Below are 18,974 nucleotides of genomic sequence, written 5' to 3' on the forward strand. Positions count from 1 at the left end.
GCACCCTATACTTATTTTTTTTGAAATACTAGTAATGACTCTTTTTTTATTTTTGCATGAGATAAGTTAAAGGACTTTCTGTGCTTAGCAATATCTCTATCAATAATAGAAACTACTTCAAGGTTGTGCTTTAAAGCTATATCTTCAATAATACTGGCATTATTATATTCTGTCCCATGAATAACAGAACGGCCAACCACAAAACAAATGTACCCAGAAGATACCACTAAATCTGAAAGTAACCCAATTACTTTGTCCATTTGGTTTTTAAAGTCTTCAATGGTTTGGTGGTTTTTTTTAAAATAATGGGCTCTCGCCCCTATTTCATGTGTTTTTACTTCATTAGGATTATATCCTAACCACCACATTCGATACTTATGATACAACCAATATTCGTAAGCGTTGGGATAAGGTGGAGAAGTAATAACCATCCCAATTTTTTGGTTTATATCCGAGGAAGAGACATCAAGAATACTTTTATTTATTATTTCAGCAGAAACGTTATTAGTAAAAAGATTTTCGTCCAAAGACTCACTAATATTTCTACAAGCTCTTAAAAAATGAGTAAAAACATCAGCAGCAGTAACACTCTTTTCAACAGCAGCATATCGTGTATCACTTTCCTGATTTGAGACCCTGACCAAAATACTAGATAATGCAAGGCTTAGTGCCTCATTCACTTCAGCATTATCTACCTTATCAATCTCTTCTTTCAATGAAGTAACTACATTTTGTATATCTTTTTTAAACCAATGGTCAATATTAGGTATTTTATTAGTAGTCTGTATAACATTATCTTTTGCATTTCTAGCGCATAGTTCTGCCATTTCTATAAAATTAATAGGTAATGGATTCGTTTTAACCTTGCTAATTAAGCATGCTATTGGATTTAAATCTACCCCCACAGAAGGTATGCCCTTCTTTTGAGCTTCTACTAAAGTAGTTCCACTCCCACAAAAAGGGTCCATAATAGCAGTTTCTGTAGGCAAAGGAAGAGTTTCAATCAAAGTTCTTGGTATCTCTGCGATAAATTTTGCTGGATAAGGATGGATTGAGTGAATACCTTTAGTTGTTCTTGAAGTAGTGAAATTCCAATCTATATTATTAAGTTTATCTTTAATTACATCCTCTATATTGACCATATTTCGCACCTTTCTAATAACTCAAATGTAAAGCTTTGTTCATGTAACACATTATTAGAGTAGTTACCTAATTCAGTATAAATAACTAAATAATTATATCATAAAAGCTGATTATACATCACAGATAAATCCTTAACTAAGACAACTATACATACATTTTTCACTTAGGTGAAATACCTAATTTTGAATTTTCGTCTACCATATTAATTAAAAATTGTAGAAAAATACCCTATTACTTGTATTTTGGAATGGTTTCAAAGTGACATTTATCAAAATACACAAAAAACCTCATTTACTTATGATACGGTTCGTTTCGAATAATCTTGAACGCCCGGTACACCTGCTCCACCAACATCAACCGCATCAATTGGTGAGGGAACGTCATATTCGAAAACGACAACCCAAAATCACTCCGCTCCAGCACCTCATCACTCAACCCGAGCGAACCACCGATCACAAACGCCACCTTACTTTTGCCGTATGTTGCAAGCTCATCCATCTTCTTCGCAAGCTTTTCAGACGTCAGCTGCTTGCCTTCGATTTCAAGTGTCATGACGTAAGTATCCTGTGAGATCTTTGAAAGGATTCGTTCGCCTTCCTTCTGCTTCACTTCCACCATCTGCGCTTCACTTAAGTTTTCCGGCGCTTTTTCATCTGGCACTTCAACAACATCCACTTTGGCATATGGACCTAATCGTTTCACATATTCCGCAATCCCCTGCTTCAAATATTTTTCTTTCAATTTCCCAACACTGACAATTGTAATTTTCATGCTGTATTCCTCCGTAACGCTTCATTTGTCTCTAGTGTACCACGAAGTGAATTTCCATAATTAGACGGACCAGGTCATACAAATTATGGAAATCACTCATAACTGTCGGTTTAATACATAGACATGAGTTGTAAGCCATTACTTCCAAGGAGGAGATGACAGCATGAGTGATTTCGAAAAAAACAACTACTCTAAGGAAAATGAGCAGGATAAGAAAGACGATGGTTTTGTGAAGGGTGTATCCAAAGAAGCGAATGACTTCATTCATAATACGGTCGACACTTCTGGAAAGATTATCAAATCGATCACGGGTGAAGGCGGGTTCATTGGAAAAACCGTGGATTCTTCAGGCAATATCGTTAAGAAAGCCTCTGAGAAAGGTTCGGACGTTATTGGGAAAACCGTTGACTCCTCATCCAAAGCTTTTAAGTCTCTTAAAGATAAGACGTTCAATAGAAAAAATAAATAACAGCAAAAAGGAACCCTTGTTCAAAAGGGTTCCTTTTTCTTTCAATCTTATAGAATACCAATCGTATTCAATAAAATAACAAATGCAACTGAGATCACCGGAATAAGGACAGCGACGACAAAGATATCCTTGTAGCTGTCTTTGTGCGTCATTCCCGTAATCGCAAACAGTGTCAGAACCGCTCCGTTGTGCGGAAGCGCATCGAGACCGCCGGAGGAGAGGGAAGCGACACGGTGGAAGGCTTCCGGACTGATACCTGTGTTCATGGCAATCTCGTAATATTTCGATCCTAGCGCTTCAAGCGCAATTCCCATACCGCCTGATGCGGAACCGGTTGCACCTGCAAGCACGTTGACAGCGATCGCTTCTGAGATCAATGGGTTTCCTTTAATCCCCATCAGCAACTGTGTCAAGTTGGCAAAGCCGGGGACTTCACGAACGACCGTACCGAAGCCGACCGCTGCACTCGTGTTGATGATCGCGATGACAGACCCGCCCGCTCCACTGTTCATGGATGGGATGAACTTCTTGTACATCGTGACGTTCAGGAGCATAATCAGTACAATTCCGGAGATCAAGGCCGTTACAACGTCCCAGTTTAAGAGATTCAATGTAAGAAGAACCGTTAATAATGGCAAAAGGGACAAGAAAAAATTCGGTGTGGTGTCCGGCTGTTCCATTTCTTTCTTCTCTTTCGGTTCAGTAAATACCTCTCCCTGGGCAACGAGTTTTTTCTCACGCCACCTCAAGTAAAAATAGCCCCCACCACCCATAATGATGGCGGCAATTACACCCATGACAGGTGCTGCCATGGCATCCGTCTGAAAGTATTCCATCGGGATCAGGTTCTGGATTTGCGGCGAACCTGGCAAAGCCGTCATCGTAAACGTAAAGGCACCTAACGCAACAGTTGCTGGAATCAGCTTTCGACTGATATTGGCTTCACGGAACAGAGAGAGTGCCAATGGATACACAGCAAAAACTACGACGAACAAGCTGACTCCGCCGTACGTCAAAACAGCTGCGGATACGAGTACACCCAAAATGGCGCGCTGCGTACCGATCAGTTTGGTAAGGGCGACCGCGACGGAACGAGCCATCCCTGTGTCTTCCATCAGTTTTCCGAAGATGGCTCCGAGCATGAAGACAGGGAACCAGTCTTTCGCAAAGGCGACGAACCCGCCCATGTATGTATCTTTATAGGCTTCAAGTAGATCGAGACCGCCGGTGAGGGCGACAACACCAGCTGCGATGGGCGCCACCCAGATGATGGACCAGCCCAAGTAGGCAAGGGCCATCAATACGGCAAGTCCGAGAAAAATTCCAAGCATGGTTTTTCCTCCTTATGTTTATTGAGTCTCGACGACCATGGCGATGCCTTGACCGCCGCCGATGCATAGCGATGCGACGCCGTAACGTCCACCTCTTCGTTTAAGTTCCTTGATCATCGTGTACAACACACGCGTGCCGCTTGCGCCGATCGGATGTCCGAGGGCAATTGCTCCACCGTTGACGTTCACCTTGTCACGGTTCAGGCCGAGCTCCTTTTCAACGGCAAGGTATTGAGAGGCGAACGCTTCGTTCACTTCAATGAGGTCCATATCATCAAGCGTTAGTTCCGCTTTTTCCAATGCCTGACGTATCGCAGGTGCAGGTCCGATTCCCATGTATTCAGGCTCAACGCCGGCAACAGACCAGGAGTGGATTTTAGCGATTGGCTGAACACTGTGGTCGCTCACATAATTTTCGCTTGCTAACACAACAGCACCAGCGCCGTCATTGATGCCACTTGCATTTCCACCTGTCACCGTGCCGTCCTTTTTGAAGGCAGGCTTCAGTTTGGATAAGGATTCTGGGTTGGTATCTTCACGGATATGCTCATCTTGATCGACTACCTTTGTACCTTTGCGTGTCTTAATTTCGACAGCGACAATTTCATCTGCAAATTTTCCAGTTGAACGGGCTTCTGCTGCAAGCTTGTGGCTGCGAGTCGCATACTCATCCTGCTGTTCTCTTGAGATTTCATATTTCTCCGCAAGGTTTTCACCGGTCACACCCATACCTGCCCCGATGTACTCATCCGTCAAAGCGGACCAGAGCATGTCATCGATTTTCGGTGTACCGAGCTTCGTGCCAAAACGACTGCCGCGCATCACGTGAGGCGCGAGACTCATGCTTTCCACACCACCGGCCAAAGCCGTTTCCCCTTCACCAAGCTGAATGGATTGGGCAGCCGATATGATCGACTGCATCCCGGAACCACACAGACGATTGACTGCAAGAGCCGGGCTTGTGTGCGGGACGCCTGTTTTCAATGATATATGGCGCGCTAAGTAAGGCGCGTTTTGCGAAGAGTGAATCACATTTCCCATGATGGTAAGATCAATGTGTTCTGCGGAAATGCCGCTTCGTTTTAATGCTTCTTTACTTGCCGTCACCCCTAAATCGGTCGGATCGACATCTTTTAGTGCGCCTCCGAACGTACCGAATGGAGTACGGGCCCCTTCGATGATATAGACTGGTTTCATATGAACATCCCCTTTCGTTTATTGAGTCGTATAGCCGCCATCAATGACAACCGCTTGACCTGTGACCCCTTTGGCCTTGTTGCTGGCAAGGAACAGTGTATAATCCGCGATTTCCTGGACAGACAAGAGACGCTTTTGTGGAACAAGTGGGTAAATGACTTCTTCCAGAGCTTTTTCCAAAGAAACCCCACGGTTTTTAGCGAGATCCTCAAGCTGGTTGCGTACAAGAGGTGTGTCAACGTACCCCGGACACACGGCATTAACCGTGATGCCGCCTTCCGCCCCTTCAAGAGCCGTCACTTTCGTAAGGCCGATCACACCATGTTTTGCACTATTGTAGGCAGACTTACCGGCGAAACCAATCAGTCCGTTGATGGATGCCATGTTGATGATACGTCCGAACCCTTGTTTTTTCATGATCGGGAAAGCATGTTTCGTAGCCATAAACGGTGCCACCAACATAATTTTTGTGATCAGTTCAAATTTTTCAGTAGGAAAGTCTTCAATCGATGCGACATGCTGCAAACCGGCATTATTGACGAGCACGTCCAAACGGCCGAATTTTTCTACCGTTTCGTCCATCGCATTCTGGATCTGCTCTTCTTTCGTCACGTCACAAACGAGTCCAATTGCCTGGAGACCTTCTTGATTTAAACGATCCGCCGCTTCTTTCACTTTTTCTTCATTGATATCGCTGAGCGCTACTTTCGCACCGTTGCGGGCGAATTCAGTGCCAATTTCATAGCCGATCCCACTCGCTGCACCTGTAATAAATACGACTTTATTTTCAACCATGAATTTTCCTCCTTATTTCGTGGATGGCATTTTTAAAAGTTCGTCACTGATGATGAGGTCCGCTTCTGTTTGTGATTTGATTTCGTCCACGGTCCATCCTTCAGCGATTTCCACAAGCTTCAGACCTTCCTCCGTCACATCCATAACCGCACGGTCAGTGATGATACGATCGACGACACCTTTTCCTGTCAGTGGAAGTTTACACTCTTTTAAAATCTTCGGATCGCCGTGTTTGTTGACGTGATCCATGATGATGACGACCTTCTTCGAACCGTGTACGATATCCATGGCACCACCCATGCCTTTAATCATTTTTCCTGGAATCATCCAGTTAGCAAGGTCACCGTTTTCTGCGACTTCCATGCCACCTAAAATCGCTAAATCAAGATGCTCGCCGCGGATCATCGCAAACGATTCCGCACTGTCACAGTAAGCGGCACCCACAGACGCCGTCACCGTTTCTTTTCCGGCATTGATCAAGTCTGGATCCACTTCATGCTCATAAGGAGAGCGACCGATCCCGAGGAGACCGTTTTCTGACTGAAGTACGACTTCTTTATCCGGCTGAATGTAGTTCGCGACCATTGTCGGCATGCCGATTCCGAGGTTTACATAGTAACCGCTTTCAATTTCCTGCTCTGCTCGTTTGGCAATCATTTCGCGGATTGCCGCTTTGTCTTTTTGTACTGCCATTGTTCATCTACCTCCTATTTATGCTTCTGCTTTTACTGTATATCGTTCAATGCGCTTCTCCTGCTGCCCTTCAATCAGTCCTTGCACGTAAATGCCCGGCGTATGAATCGCGTCTGCTTCCAGTTCACCCGGTTCAACGAGTTCCTCCACTTCTGCAATCGTCACGGCACCAGCTGCTGCCATCATCGGATTGAAGTTGCGTGCTGTTTTGTTGTACACGAGATTTCCGTGGCGGTCGCCTCTAAACGCACGAACAAGACTGAAGTCTGCCGTCAACCCTTCTTGTAAAAGGTATTCCTTGCCGTCAAAGGTGCGTACCTCTTTGCCTTCCGCGATTGGTGTACCGACTCCTGCTGGTGTGTAAAAAGCCGGGATGCCAGCTCCACCTGCTCGGATTTTCTCAGCTAAAGTTCCTTGAGGCGTCAGTTCGACCTCAAGCTCACCAGCGAGTACCTGACGCTCGAATTCCTTGTTTTCCCCCACATACGAGCCAATCATTTTATCAATCTGTTTATTTTTCAAAAGTAGTCCCAGACCCCAATCGTCAACACCACAGTTGTTAGAAATAACCGTCAAATGTTTTACGTTCGATTCTACAAGAGCGAGAATCAAGTTCTCGGGTATTCCGACAAGCCCGAATCCTCCCACCATAATCGTTGAATGATCCTTTATATCTTTTACAGCTTCATGAAATGATGAATAAATTTGTTTCATGAGTCTTCACACTCCCTTCACCCCTTTACATGCAAGTTTCGTGCCAACTTTACGGTGTTGGTATATCAATGATTTTGAATCTTTTGTGAAATCGCTGTTACGGATTTCTGGAATTCGGTGTTCAGCAATAATGAAAACCCTTACAAAAGCATACAAAAAGAACCATTCCGGAATTTCGGAATGGTTTCCTGGATTCTGGAATGGTCAGAGCTTGTACTTTTTCAATTTATCATAAAGGCTTGATTTTCCGATTCCAAGCCGCTTCGCAGCCATACTTTTATCGCCATCCGCTTCTCTCACAACTTTTTGGATGGCTTGTTTTTCGGCCTGTTCAACGATTTGTTTCAGCGTCTCCGCGTCCTGTACAGGAACGGATTCTTTTTGAAGATGAGCAGGAAGGTCCTCATATTGAACCGTTTCCCCGTCCGTCATATGCACCGCTGACTCGATGACATTTTCAAGCTCCCTTACATTGCCCGGCCATGGATAATGGTAAAAAACGTCTTCGACTTCTTGGGAAAATTCCTGTACTCGTTTGCCCGTACGATCGGAGATCTTTTGCAATATATATTTGGAGAGAATTTTGATGTCTCCTCGTCTCGTACGTAGAGGAGGAATATCAATCTGGACGACATTGATCCGGTAAAAGAGGTCCTCACGGAAGCGCTGTTCCTGAATCATCTCCTCCAGGGATTGATTGGTCGCAGCAATGATGCGTACGTCCACCTCCTGCGGCTGAACAGCTCCGACGGCTTCAATTTCGCCTTCCTGGAGTGCGCGCAAAATTTTCACCTGCGCTTTTAAAGGCATATCCCCAATTTCATCAAGAAAAAGAGTTCCACCATGAGCGAGTTGGAACTTCCCAGGTTTGCCCCCTTTTTTCGCCCCCGTAAATGCCCCATCCTGATAGCCGAACAGCTCGGCTTCAATAAGGTCCTCAGGAATGGCCGCGCAGTTTACCTTCACAAAAGGTTTTGTACTCCGTTCACTAAGGTGATGAATGCTGTGAGCAAACAGCTCTTTCCCTGTGCCGCTTTCCCCGCGCAATAGGACGGACACATCGCTGTGTGCCGTTTTGCGAATCTTTTCCTTCAACTGCAACACATCCGGGGAGCTCGTAATAATGTCATGCAGGGAGTACTTGGCTCCGTTTTTCTGCTGCATTTGGTTGCGGTACGTTTCAAGCTCAAGAAGCAGATCCTTAATATGTGTGTTCATGATTTTCCACTCATCTGTATCACGAAAAAGAACCATGCCGAGCGCACCAATGACCTTACCGTTTTCCCATAAAGGAATGCGATGAGCGATCATATAATCGCCACGGATTTGCTGAAGATCTGCCATTTCTTCTTCCCCTGTAACCGCAACGATATGCATACGAGTGTTTTCAATGACGTCCGTCACATGTTTTCCTTTCACGGTCGTTTGGTCAACATCAATGAACCGGCAGTAGCTTTCATTCATATAAGAAATGCAGCCTTCCCGATCGACGACAACAATGCAATGTTCCACATTCCCAAACAACGTCTCAAGTACTTGATTACGGTAATCTTCAAGCATGGAAAGCATCCCGCACACTCCTCTTTCTTCCTATTTAATATGATAGCGTTTACAAACTCATTTACTAAAAGTCTATCAGAATACCCCCGCACATACTAGATACAACCTAAAAAATGCCACACCAGGTCATCCAGAATATGGATGACCTGGTGTGGCGAATATTGAAAATCTTCTAGTCTTCTTTCATTTCGAGATTCTGGTACGATTCGAGCATGTGAATGCGTTCCATCATCGTTGGGTGTCCGTAGCGTAAGTATTTTACGAGCGCAGGAGGATGGACGTCGCTCAAGCCGTTTACGGTGAGCTCCTGGAACGAACCGATCGCCGCATTCGGATCCTGGGTCATTTCAATCGCGTATTGGTCGGCATCTGTTTCGGCATTCCTTGAAATCGCAAGCTCCACAGGGCTCGATAAGAACGATAGCATCGTCAAGATGAGGAAGAACATGGGCAAGCTTGCGATATCCGATACTTTTGTAAATCCTAGCCGGTCACCCCATCTACGCGTTGCGTACCGCAGCAAATGATAGGTGAAATAAAGGCCAAAGAAGGTCGCGACAATCACGCCAGCCAAGTTCCAATACAAGTGGTTCATGACATAGTGGCCGATTTCATGAGCCATGATAAACAGCACTTCATTTTCCTCCAGGCGGTTCAGCGTCGTATCCCATAGCACAATACGCAAATTCGATCCGATGCCGTTCACGTAAGCATTCATGCTGTTCGTCTTCTCGGACATATTCACTTCATACACACGGTCAGCCGGAACGTCTGCTTTATCTGCTAAGGCAAGGATTTTCTCTTCCAACTTCTTGTCTTGAAGCTCACTGAAGTCGTTGTAGAGCGGGTCGATGACGACGGGCTGTAAGTACATCATGAAAAATAAAAACGGGATCATGAGCACCCAGGCAATTAGCCACCAGCGCTTCTCAAACTTTTTCATAAGGAAGTAAAGGACTGTAATGAGGAGGGACATGATGATAAAACCGATCCAAAATCCGATCAACTCATCGCGCATCCAGCTGGAGAAGGTTTGCGTAGAGATGCCGTATTCCACAGATAACCAACGCCTCGCATAGTCCAAAGGAAACAAAAGGATGGTCGTCAACGTTTGCAGTAGTAAAACAAAAAGCGGAATTTGAATGAGACGGAAACGGGAAATCTGTTTGCCAAAATTTTTAAAGACGACCGAGGCACCAAAAATCATAACACCAAGGTAGATGATCCACTCGAGCGGCTCTCCGAGAAAAGATAAGAAGTTCTGATACCGCGAATATTCCTGACTCAGATCCAGCTCCCGATCCGTCATAAAAGTAGCTGGATCAGCCGCCGTTCCTTCGTAAGCTGGCGGTACTCCAACATCAGTCCACTGGAAGAAATAAAGGCCTAGCAAAAGACCATAAATGGCATACAACACGAGTGTCCAAGTGACGAACTTTTTCTTCACTTCCCCACCTCCGGATAAATAGGACTCGTACCATTGTACGAGCTGATGCCAGCGACTAGAACTCTCTTACCTTTTCATAATAAGATGCGATGTTTCACATGGAACATTCCTTAATGCTTCTTTGAGGAAGGGCGGTCGTACTTCAATTGTTTCTAAGGCATCTAGTGAGATCCATTGATAGATCAGCCGCTCTCCTTCTAGACCATCAAAAGGTCCTTCTTGGAACTCTGGTGTATCACTGTTTAATAAATAGTAAAAAGCCACCTCATGCATGTCATCCCCACGATATTCGAAAAACGCCTCTGCCATCCATACCGTTCTTTCCACGTTGACGTCATAGCCCAGCTCCTCTTTCATCTCCCGCACAATCGTATCTTCAGAAGCTTCTCCCAGCTCAATACCGCCGCCTGGAAGCGCCCAATAAGAATCATTCACTTGTTTATGTAAAAGCACGTGTTCGTTTTCTATCATTATCCCTGCAGCCCGATAGTTGAACCGCTGACGATCCACCTTAAAACGCACATCCCTAGCCATCCAATCCCTCCTTCTAAACCTCATCCCCTATAAACTACTACACCCCAAAACCAAACTCCTGCATCAATCGATCAGGATACCAAATATTGTCGGACCAGGTCATACATATATTGGAAATTAAACCCGCAAAAAAACGGACCCTCGTAGAGGCCCGGTTTTTTGTTCTCATTTCTTTTACCAAATCTGTTCGACGTATTCAGGATGATCGATGAATGGGTTTCTGTTCCCCTGGTAGTCCTTGTAGATCACTTCATTCCGATTTCGTTCAAAGTCGTCGACAGGATCCTGTGAATGCCAGTTTTTCAACACGGAAAGCTTTCCTAAGTATGGACCGCTCGTCCCTACATAATCAGCGATTTCTAAATCAAGCTCTCCCTGGTCCCCTTCATAACGGACGGCCATGTAAAAAATCATTCGGGCGACGTCCCCTTTCACAGCATCACGAGGCTCCCAAGAATCCCCATCATAATAGGTACCTGGGGCTTCATAGAAGGCGGATCCTCCTTCATCAAAATCCAAATTTCCACGACGCGAATTGACCGTTACATCCGTCGGGCGGAGGTGGTGGATATCTGTCCCCGCTCCCATCGACGTTCCGAAATCTCCATGTGACTTTGCCCAGACGTGCTCACGGTTCCAATCGTCCACATACCCACCGTTATCATATTTGCTGTAGGACTTTCCAGAGTACAAAAGCAGCACATTGTTTGGGTTTGATGGATCTTCATCTGTATGACGCAGTGCATCCCAAACGTTGGAATAAGAAAGCTCAGTATGGTCGTCAATAATATTATGCAGTGACTGTTTCAATGCATAACCAGACAATCCTTCAGCCTCTTGATAATAGCTGCCTGTGTATGTACCTCCATCATTACCTCCACCATCAGTATTAGATACTTTGGATATTGAAGTTACGTATTCGATCCCCTGGTGAGCGAAATAATCATCCCTTGTACCATCTACACTGATTTTCGTACCCATCAAGCCTGGGTTGTTTTGTAATCCATATTCACTACGGTATTCCGAATCCAATTTCACAAAAATCATATCGTCCACCTGCGTTTCGGAAACATCATCCGCTACGGCTAAAGCATAATTACTAGTGAAATTGCTCTGTTCAACCGTATCAATATTTACAGGTACGCCTACAATATAACCTTCTACTGCTACATCTGTTCCATTCGGGGTAGTCAAAGCATCGGCTACGGTTATCGTTCCATCAGCTTGAACACCATGGACAGATAAAAGAAAAATAAGACTAAATACGAAAACGAACATCCTTTTCAAATAAAGCACTCCCTTAATAAAAATTAGACCTTCGCCTACCACTTCCATGCCCAATCGTCATTTCCTTCACCCAACCCTAAAATTAATACAAACCTCACAGATCCTTAACACAGCACATAAAAACCTTCCAAAATATGTATGACCTGGTCGAACAGAAAAAGGAAAAATTATTATGTGAAACATTGAGCAAAAGGGTTGTTTTTTAAAAGAAACCACCTTATAATAAAACTATATTCAGCATGTGAAACATTTCACATGAACATTCAAGGAGGATTCACACATGAAAATTGCTGTTATCGGAAGCACACACGCAGGCACAGCTGCGGTTACAAATATGGCGAAACTTTACCCTGAAGCAGACATTACGGTTTATGAACGAAATGACAATATATCTTTCCTTTCTTGCGGGTTAGCCTTATACGTTGGAGGGGTCGTCGATGATCCGCAAGGGTTGTTCTACTCTTCTCCTGAAGAGCTGCACAAACTTGGTGTGACGATGAAAATGCAGCATGACGTGGAAAACATCGACACAGTCGGAAGAACGATTGAAGCTACAAACCTTGTCACCGGTGAAAAAATTCACGATTCGTATGACAAGCTCGTCATGACGACTGGTTCATGGCCCGTCACACCTCCGATCGAAGGCATTGGACTGGATAACATCCTGCTTGCGAAGAACTACCATCAAGCAAATACAATTATCGAGCGCGCGAAAGACGCCCAAAAGGTGACGGTTGTAGGAGCTGGTTATATCGGGGTGGAACTCGTCGAAGCCTTTGAAAAAGCAGGCAAAGACGTGACGCTCATTGATGGTGCAGATCGTATCTTGAACAAATATTTGGACGAAGAATTCACAACAATGGTCGAAGACGATTTCAAAGCACGGGGGATTAAACTGGCTATGAATGAAACGGTTCAACGCTTTGAGGGATCACACGGAGCGGTTTCCACAGTTACAACAAACAATGGAACGTATGAAACAGACCTCGTCATCCTTTGCGTCGGCTTCAGGCCGAATACAGAGCTATTAAAAGGAAAAGTGGATATGCTTGATAACGGTGCCATCAAAGTCGATGAATATATGCACACGAGTGACCCAGATATTTTGGCTGCCGGAGACTGTTGTGCGGTACCTTATAACCCGACAGGCGGACACATGTATATTCCACTGGCGACGAATGCCGTGCGTATGGGAACGTTAGTCGCCCGCAACTTAATCGATCCTGAGATGAAACACGTCGGAACACAAGGCACATCAGGTCTTCATATTTTCGACTTCAATATGGCTTCTACTGGACTTACGGAAACATCCGCTCAACTTTTAGACGTTCATGTGAAAAGTATCACAATTGAGGATACTCATCGTCTCGCATTTATGCCAACAGCAGAAAAAGTGATGCTGAAAGTGACCATCAACCCGGATACCCGACGCATCCTTGGTGCCCAAGTCATTTCCAAAGCAGATGTGACACAATCCATTAACACGATGAGCGTGTGCATTCAAACAGGGATGACGATCGATGAACTCGCGTACACGGATTTCTTTTTCCAGCCGCACTTCAACCAACCATGGAACTTCCTGAATAAAGCTGGGCTTGAAGCACAATCACAGGAGCCTAAACGCTTGCCTGAACTTGTATAACAAATACCCCCATGGAGGCATCCATGGGGGCTTTTCTTATCTTCGTTTTTCTAATTCTTTTCTATATCGTTTCATCTTTCTCAAATCCTTGCCAAGCTCATCCAACGGAATGCCATCCACAAACGAATCTTTATACAACATCTCAGCAAACTTTTCATCATTGACCGACGTCCCTCGTCTGACTTGATTTGCTCGGATGTCCGTTATGACAGCCACCTCCATGGGTTATTGCCTATCTATACCCTATTCAATAAAAGATAATCCTAGTACTGGAAACGGGAAATAACCACATCGATGACCCTGTCAATGTCTCTTGCGCTAACATCATAATTGGTTACGAATCTTACTGTTGTCGGACCGAATGGCACAGCTAAAATCCCCTCTTGCTTCAGTTTATGTAAAAAGGATTCGGCCGTTTCACCTCGTCCATGTACATGAACGAGCACGATATTCGTCTCCACTTTTTCAATCTTTAATCCATCCACATGCTGAAGACCGTTCGCCAACTCCCTTGCATGGGCATGGTCTTCCGCTAACCGATCGACCATCTCAGTCAAGGCGACATAGGCTGGTGCAGCAACCATCCCGACTTGACGCATTCCTCCTCCAAGACGCTTTCTCCATTTTCGTGCCTTTTGGATAAAGGCGTAGGATCCGGCAATGATTGAACCAACCGGCGCTCCCAACCCTTTCGACAAACACACCTGCACGGTATCGGTTTGATCCGCATACCGGCGCAGTGAAATGCCGGAAGCGACAGAAGCGTTGAACAAACGCGCACCATCAAGGTGGACAGGGATTCCCGCTTCTCTTGCTACTTCATATATAGCCTGCATATTCTCAAGCGGAACGACAACTCCGCCTGCTTTGTTATGTGTGTTTTCGAGGCAGATCAAGCTCGTTTCCGGAAAATGTATATCGTCCGGTCGAATCGCTGCTTTTACATCCTCAGGGTCCATCACCCCACGCTTGCCTTGAATCGTCCGCGGCTGGACACCAGCAAGTGCGGACATCGATGCACCTTCATATAAAAAAAGGTGAGCGTTTGCTTCCAACAGCACTTCATCCCCAGGACTACAGTGAGTCAGTACTGCAATCTGATTCCCTTGCGTCCCACTTGTCACAAATAAAGCCGCCTCTTTACCGAGCATTTCCGCCGCCTTGTCTTCAAGCTTTTTCACCGTCGGATCTTCTTCGTACACATCGTCCCCGACCTCTGCTTCAAAAGCTGCCTGACGCATGGCCATTGTTGGTTTGGTTACCGTATCACTTCGTAAATCAATCATAAGTACGCCTCCTCTTTTTTCTATTGTACGTAAATTCCGCAACGTTTGAAAAGTTTTACGGGAGCCACAGATACTTAAATGTCGTTGTCGAATTCTTAAATAGCTATGTCGAATACTAAAATAATGCTGTCGAATTCTCAAAAAGCCTAGTCGAATACTAAATTTACGCTGCCGAATAACGAAAGAAAACAATTCCTCTTGTACTAAAACGTTTGCAAGTGAGATACTCTTTTTCATGGTCATATGTTAATGAAAGAAAGGATCTTAGCATGGAACAAGTAACTAACGTATTCATAGAGATTAATAGCTTTTTATGGGGACCTGTCATGTTGATCTTGCTGCTTGGTACAGGCGTATGGCTGACCTTCCAGCTGCGCTTCATCCAAGTCCGCTCCCTTGGACAAGGATTCAAGCAGACCTTTGCCCCGCTTTTCAAAAAAGAAAAAACAGAAGGGATCCACTCCTTCAAGGCACTTGCCACTTCGATTTCTGCACAAGTCGGAACAGGAAACCTTGCTGGTGTCGCGACAGCCATCGCAGCCGGAGGGCCCGGAGCGATATTCTGGATGTGGCTCAGCTCCTTCTTCGGAATGGCGACTATTTTTGCAGAAGCCGTTCTTGCTCAGCTTTATAAAGTGAAAAAAGGAGACCAGGTCCACGGTGGCCCTGCGTATTATATCCGGGATGGGCTTGGTAGCAAATGGCTCGCAGGCTTCTTTGCTATTGCCATTATCATTGCTCTCGGGTTTGTCGGAAATATGGTGCAGTCCAACGCAATTACGACTGCGATGAACGAAGCGTTTGGATCTAGTTCCATCGCCTTTAACCTTGGCTTAGGATTGGTCGTCGCCTTTTTCATCGGACTCATTCTCTTCGGAGGCATCTCCAGAATATCGAATTTCGCAGGAAATGTCGTCCCTGTCATGGCCCTTCTCTATATCATTGGAAGTCTCGTCATACTAGTGAACTTTTGGGATCAGGTTCTTCCAACGCTGCAATTGATTGTTCAGGCCGCCATCAGTCCAGAAGCTGCTGGGGGTGGTGTCCTCGGTGCCACAATCAAAGAAGCGATCCGCTACGGTATTGCTCGTGGACTATTTTCTAATGAAGCCGGCATGGGTTCGACCCCTCATGCGCACGCGATCGCAAACGTTAAGCGACCCTCCCACCAAGGTCTCGTGGCCATGGTGGGTGTCTTCATCGATACCGTCATCATCTGTACTCTCACCGCAATGGTCATTTTGATTACAGATGCCCATCAAACCGATCTGCAAGGGAGTGCAATTACACAGGAAGGATTTGCACGCGGGCTCGGAGAATTCGGTATTCCTTTCATCGCCATCTGTCTTCTATTCTTCGCCTTCACAACGATTCTCGGATGGGCCTACTTCGGGGAAGTAAACGTGAAGTTTTTATTCGGTGAAAAAGGAATTCCTTACTACCGCGGCCTTGTGTTGATTTTCATTGTGGCAGGATCACTTGTCCAAGTGGACTTTGTCTGGGAGATGGCCGACACGTTCAACGCGCTCATGGTGCTGCCAAACTTGATTGCCATCCTGGCCTTAACCAAAATCATTAAGAAAACATGGAAACAAGATCAACTCAATTAGAAGGACCGGCTACAGGCCGGTCTTTTTTTGTAATCATTTAGTAAAAAAGGAGGAGAGACCGGTCAGGAAATCGTATAGTAAGGAAGAGGTTGTGTGAAAGGGGAAGTGGTTATGTTATTATTTTCAATTCTGCTCACCATCCATATCATAGCCGGATTCACGGCTTTGACTATCTTTTGGATCCCGCTCGTAACGAAAAAAGGAGGGAATATCCACAAGAAGGTCGGCTGGGTTTACGTCACGGCCATGTACACGGTAGCAGCAACAGCTCTGTATATGGGAGTCTATCGTATCTTTTTTGATTTTACGGTACCAGAAGCAAGGGCTTTTTCCTTTTTCCTGCTTTTTATCGCCACTTTAAGTGCGGCAACGGCATGGATGGGAATTCGCGTGCTCCGTTTTAAGCGACGTAAAGAAAGACACCGCAACGTTTACGATTTAGGAATTTCAAGCTTACTCATCCTCATGTCAGCCATCACCATAGGGATTGGCTGGATGTACGACTTTCCATTGCTTCAATACTTCCCTATACTTGGATTAATGCTTGGTGGAGGACAATTGTATTACTGGATGACCCCACCTAAAAGTAAAATGCACTGGTATTTTGAGCACTTCGGAAATTTAATCGGCTGTTCAATTGCGACCCTTACAGCTTTTACTGTCTTTGGTGCTCCCCGGTTGTTGAACATATCAAGCATAAGTATCTGGTTGTGGCTTCTTCCCACCGCCATTTTGACACCTTTGATTTACGCGTTCAATGGTTACTACCGCAAGAAATTCAACATTCATAAAGCAAAAAAACACAGTGCTTAAAAGAATTCTCGATTTTCGTTACCATCAGACAAATTTTGCTGGGATAAAACAAACGCAAACGATTAAAAATGGTGGAAAACCCTTTTGAAATTTATACACATGTGGAAGAAAGAGACTAACGAATATAGTTACCCACAATTGTCCACAGACTTATGCACAAACCTTGTCAATTTTCTGATATTCACAGCTTTCCCCTGAATATAAACAGGTTATCCACTGATTTTATCCACATATGCACAAGGGATAAATCTATATGGTAGCGAACATATTTTCTACTACCATATATGACACTTATCCAGAATACTATTCACACCCTGTGGATAACATTGAATTGAATATTGTAGAATTATATCGAAATTTGACCGTAAAAAAGAGTATCCTGAAGAGGATACTCTTTTTGTGTGGATTACTCTTGAGAACCCAGTGTCAACGTGGTCGTGGTTTGCTCACCATCTCGATAATACGTGACTTTCATCTCATCACCAGGATTCTTTTCATTGTACAAGTATTTACGCAAGTCGATAATGTCCCGTACAGGTTCGCCATCAAGAGCTGTAATAACGTCCAGTGGCTCAAGACCGGCTTTAGCAGCTGGAGACATTTGACGGATACTTCTGATATACAACCCGCCTTCTACATCTGAAGGTAGGTTTAATGTATTGCTCCATTCAGACGTCGGTACCTCATTCAGTCCATACGCTTCGATCCCAATGTACGGACGATTCACCTGACCGTACTGTTCCAATTCATCAATAATTGGCTTGGCTGAATCAATGGGTATAGCAAAACCGATTCCTTCTACGGAAGATTGAGCAATCTTCATAGAGTTGATGCCTATCAATTGACCATCAATGTTAATGAGTGCACCCCCACTATTTCCTGGGTTTATCGCTGCATCTGTCTGAATGACTTCTGCTTGCCAGTCTTCCATTCCATCTCCATTAAAATCCTGAGGAATGGCCCGTTCCTTACCACTGATGATTCCTTGAGTAACCGATCCTGCGAAACTAAGGCCAAGCGGGTTGCCGATGGCGATTGCTGGTTCACCGACTTTCAAGTTTTCAGAAGTTCCAAGCTCTGCTACTTGTTCCACCTCATCGGATGGCATTTTCAATACAGCTAGATCAGTAAATAAATCTCCCCCAATCAGCTGAGCTTTGACCCTTGTTTCATCAGCAAGGACGACTTCAATTTCACTTGCCCCTTCAATGACGTGGTTGTTCGTCACCACATAAGCTGTGCCGTCTTCCTTCTTATAAATCACACCGGATCCCACACCTGCCTGTTGGGCGGAGTCCCCTTCCTGCTGCCAAAAATCTTGGCGGGTCTGCAAATTGACCACCCCAACAACGGAAGGCGTCACTTTTTCAACCACCTCAGTGATTTGAGTATTTACATCCAGTTGGACGTTCTTAGTCGTGCCACCCGTAAGCTCTTGATCATCTTCAACAAGTCCACTTTCGTCCTCGGGAATCGTCATATCATAAGGAAGCAACTCTGTTTGAACCAAAGCAGGCAAAGCCAGTAACACAAGAACGGCTCCTAAAATTCCTCCTACAATCGTCGGCATCACCCACCGTCTGCGCTGCTGTTTCTGCTGACGATTAGGAGAATGATCATCATAATAACCCACGCCTCTTTCACCTTACCTTTCTCACGCTCTCCGTAGATTTCTAAGGTAC

General features: G+C 45.0%; 18 protein-coding genes. 4 read left to right on the top strand and 14 right to left on the bottom strand.

Translation table 11 applies throughout. The annotated features are described in order from the left end of the window. Positions 1 to 11 precede the first annotated feature (11 nt). Both ACXACN_RS14590 and rlmH read right to left on the bottom strand, forming a co-directional pair. Positions 12 to 1,142, bottom strand: a complete 1,131-nt coding sequence (locus ACXACN_RS14590) for a DNA methyltransferase (RefSeq protein WP_474965446.1) — start codon at positions 1,140 to 1,142, stop codon at positions 12 to 14. Between the two features lie 292 nt (positions 1,143 to 1,434). After that, positions 1,435 to 1,914 carry a 23S rRNA (pseudouridine(1915)-N(3))-methyltransferase RlmH gene (rlmH, locus tag ACXACN_RS14595; protein ID WP_474965447.1) on the bottom strand — a complete coding sequence of 160 codons (480 nt, stop codon included), beginning with the start codon at positions 1,912 to 1,914 and terminating at the stop codon, positions 1,435 to 1,437. A 163-nt stretch (positions 1,915 to 2,077) separates the two neighbouring features. On the opposite strand from rlmH, the gene ACXACN_RS14600 reads away from it, so the two are divergent. Continuing rightward, a complete protein-coding gene (locus tag ACXACN_RS14600; RefSeq protein ID WP_474965449.1) occupies positions 2,078 to 2,383 on the top strand; it encodes a hypothetical protein in 306 nt (101 codons plus the stop codon). Positions 2,384 to 2,430: 47 nt separating this feature from the next. Here the strand turns inward: ACXACN_RS14600 and ACXACN_RS14605 are convergent, their stop codons facing one another. From ACXACN_RS14605 to ACXACN_RS14645, 9 genes are all read right to left on the bottom strand, one after another. Beyond that, a complete protein-coding gene (locus ACXACN_RS14605) occupies positions 2,431 to 3,714 on the bottom strand; it encodes a GntP family permease (RefSeq protein WP_474965450.1) in 1,284 nt (427 codons plus the stop codon). Between the two features lie 18 nt (positions 3,715 to 3,732). Then, the gene (locus tag ACXACN_RS14610) at positions 3,733 to 4,911 is read right to left on the bottom strand and encodes a thiolase family protein (RefSeq protein ID WP_474965452.1); all 1,179 of its coding nucleotides are present in this window, start codon (positions 4,909 to 4,911) and stop codon (positions 3,733 to 3,735) included. An 18-nt stretch (positions 4,912 to 4,929) separates the two neighbouring features. Further along, the gene (locus ACXACN_RS14615) at positions 4,930 to 5,706 is read right to left on the bottom strand and encodes a 3-hydroxybutyrate dehydrogenase (protein ID WP_474965453.1); all 777 of its coding nucleotides are present in this window, start codon (positions 5,704 to 5,706) and stop codon (positions 4,930 to 4,932) included. A 12-nt stretch (positions 5,707 to 5,718) separates the two neighbouring features. Continuing rightward, entirely contained in the window at positions 5,719 to 6,399 is a 681-nt protein-coding gene (locus tag ACXACN_RS14620; protein ID WP_474965455.1) for a 3-oxoacid CoA-transferase subunit B, read from the bottom strand. Positions 6,400 to 6,417: 18 nt separating this feature from the next. Further along, positions 6,418 to 7,113, bottom strand: coding sequence for a CoA transferase subunit A (locus tag ACXACN_RS14625; RefSeq protein WP_160916565.1), 696 nt, complete (start codon positions 7,111 to 7,113; stop codon positions 6,418 to 6,420). Between the two features lie 204 nt (positions 7,114 to 7,317). Then, the gene (locus ACXACN_RS14630; protein ID WP_474965456.1) at positions 7,318 to 8,682 is read right to left on the bottom strand and encodes a sigma-54 interaction domain-containing protein; all 1,365 of its coding nucleotides are present in this window, start codon (positions 8,680 to 8,682) and stop codon (positions 7,318 to 7,320) included. 163 nt (positions 8,683 to 8,845) lie between these two features. Next, complete coding sequence (locus tag ACXACN_RS14635; protein ID WP_474965458.1) at positions 8,846 to 10,120, bottom strand: M48 family metallopeptidase; 1,275 nt, start codon at positions 10,118 to 10,120, stop codon at positions 8,846 to 8,848. A gap of 66 nt (positions 10,121 to 10,186) precedes the next feature. Further along, complete coding sequence (locus ACXACN_RS14640) at positions 10,187 to 10,654, bottom strand: NUDIX hydrolase (RefSeq protein WP_474965460.1); 468 nt, start codon at positions 10,652 to 10,654, stop codon at positions 10,187 to 10,189. 174 nt (positions 10,655 to 10,828) lie between these two features. Next, positions 10,829 to 11,932, bottom strand: coding sequence for an endonuclease (locus ACXACN_RS14645; RefSeq protein WP_474966886.1), 1,104 nt, complete (start codon positions 11,930 to 11,932; stop codon positions 10,829 to 10,831). A 289-nt stretch (positions 11,933 to 12,221) separates the two neighbouring features. On the opposite strand from ACXACN_RS14645, the gene ACXACN_RS14650 reads away from it, so the two are divergent. Continuing rightward, positions 12,222 to 13,583, top strand: coding sequence for an FAD-dependent oxidoreductase (locus ACXACN_RS14650; protein WP_474965462.1), 1,362 nt, complete (start codon positions 12,222 to 12,224; stop codon positions 13,581 to 13,583). 36 nt (positions 13,584 to 13,619) lie between these two features. Here the strand turns inward: ACXACN_RS14650 and ACXACN_RS14655 are convergent, their stop codons facing one another. Both ACXACN_RS14655 and ltaE read right to left on the bottom strand, forming a co-directional pair. Further along, positions 13,620 to 13,805, bottom strand: coding sequence for a hypothetical protein (locus ACXACN_RS14655; protein ID WP_474965464.1), 186 nt, complete (start codon positions 13,803 to 13,805; stop codon positions 13,620 to 13,622). A gap of 41 nt (positions 13,806 to 13,846) precedes the next feature. After that, entirely contained in the window at positions 13,847 to 14,869 is a 1,023-nt protein-coding gene (gene ltaE / locus ACXACN_RS14660; RefSeq protein WP_474965466.1) for a low-specificity L-threonine aldolase, read from the bottom strand. 269 nt (positions 14,870 to 15,138) lie between these two features. Here ltaE and ACXACN_RS14665 point away from each other — a divergent pair, with 269 nt between their 5' ends. Both ACXACN_RS14665 and ACXACN_RS14670 read left to right on the top strand, forming a co-directional pair. Then, positions 15,139 to 16,479: an alanine/glycine:cation symporter family protein gene (locus tag ACXACN_RS14665; RefSeq protein ID WP_474965468.1), complete on the top strand. Its 1,341-nt coding sequence runs from the start codon at positions 15,139 to 15,141 to the stop codon at positions 16,477 to 16,479. A gap of 111 nt (positions 16,480 to 16,590) precedes the next feature. After that, positions 16,591 to 17,292, top strand: a complete 702-nt coding sequence (locus ACXACN_RS14670) for a DUF2306 domain-containing protein (RefSeq protein WP_474965470.1) — start codon at positions 16,591 to 16,593, stop codon at positions 17,290 to 17,292. 406 nt (positions 17,293 to 17,698) lie between these two features. On the opposite strand, the gene ACXACN_RS14675 is transcribed toward ACXACN_RS14670, so the two are convergent. Next, entirely contained in the window at positions 17,699 to 18,925 is a 1,227-nt protein-coding gene (locus tag ACXACN_RS14675) for a S1C family serine protease (RefSeq protein WP_474965472.1), read from the bottom strand. Positions 18,926 to 18,974: the final 49 nt, after the last annotated feature.

This window comes from Halobacillus sp. AWM4_238, assembly GCF_056158265.1.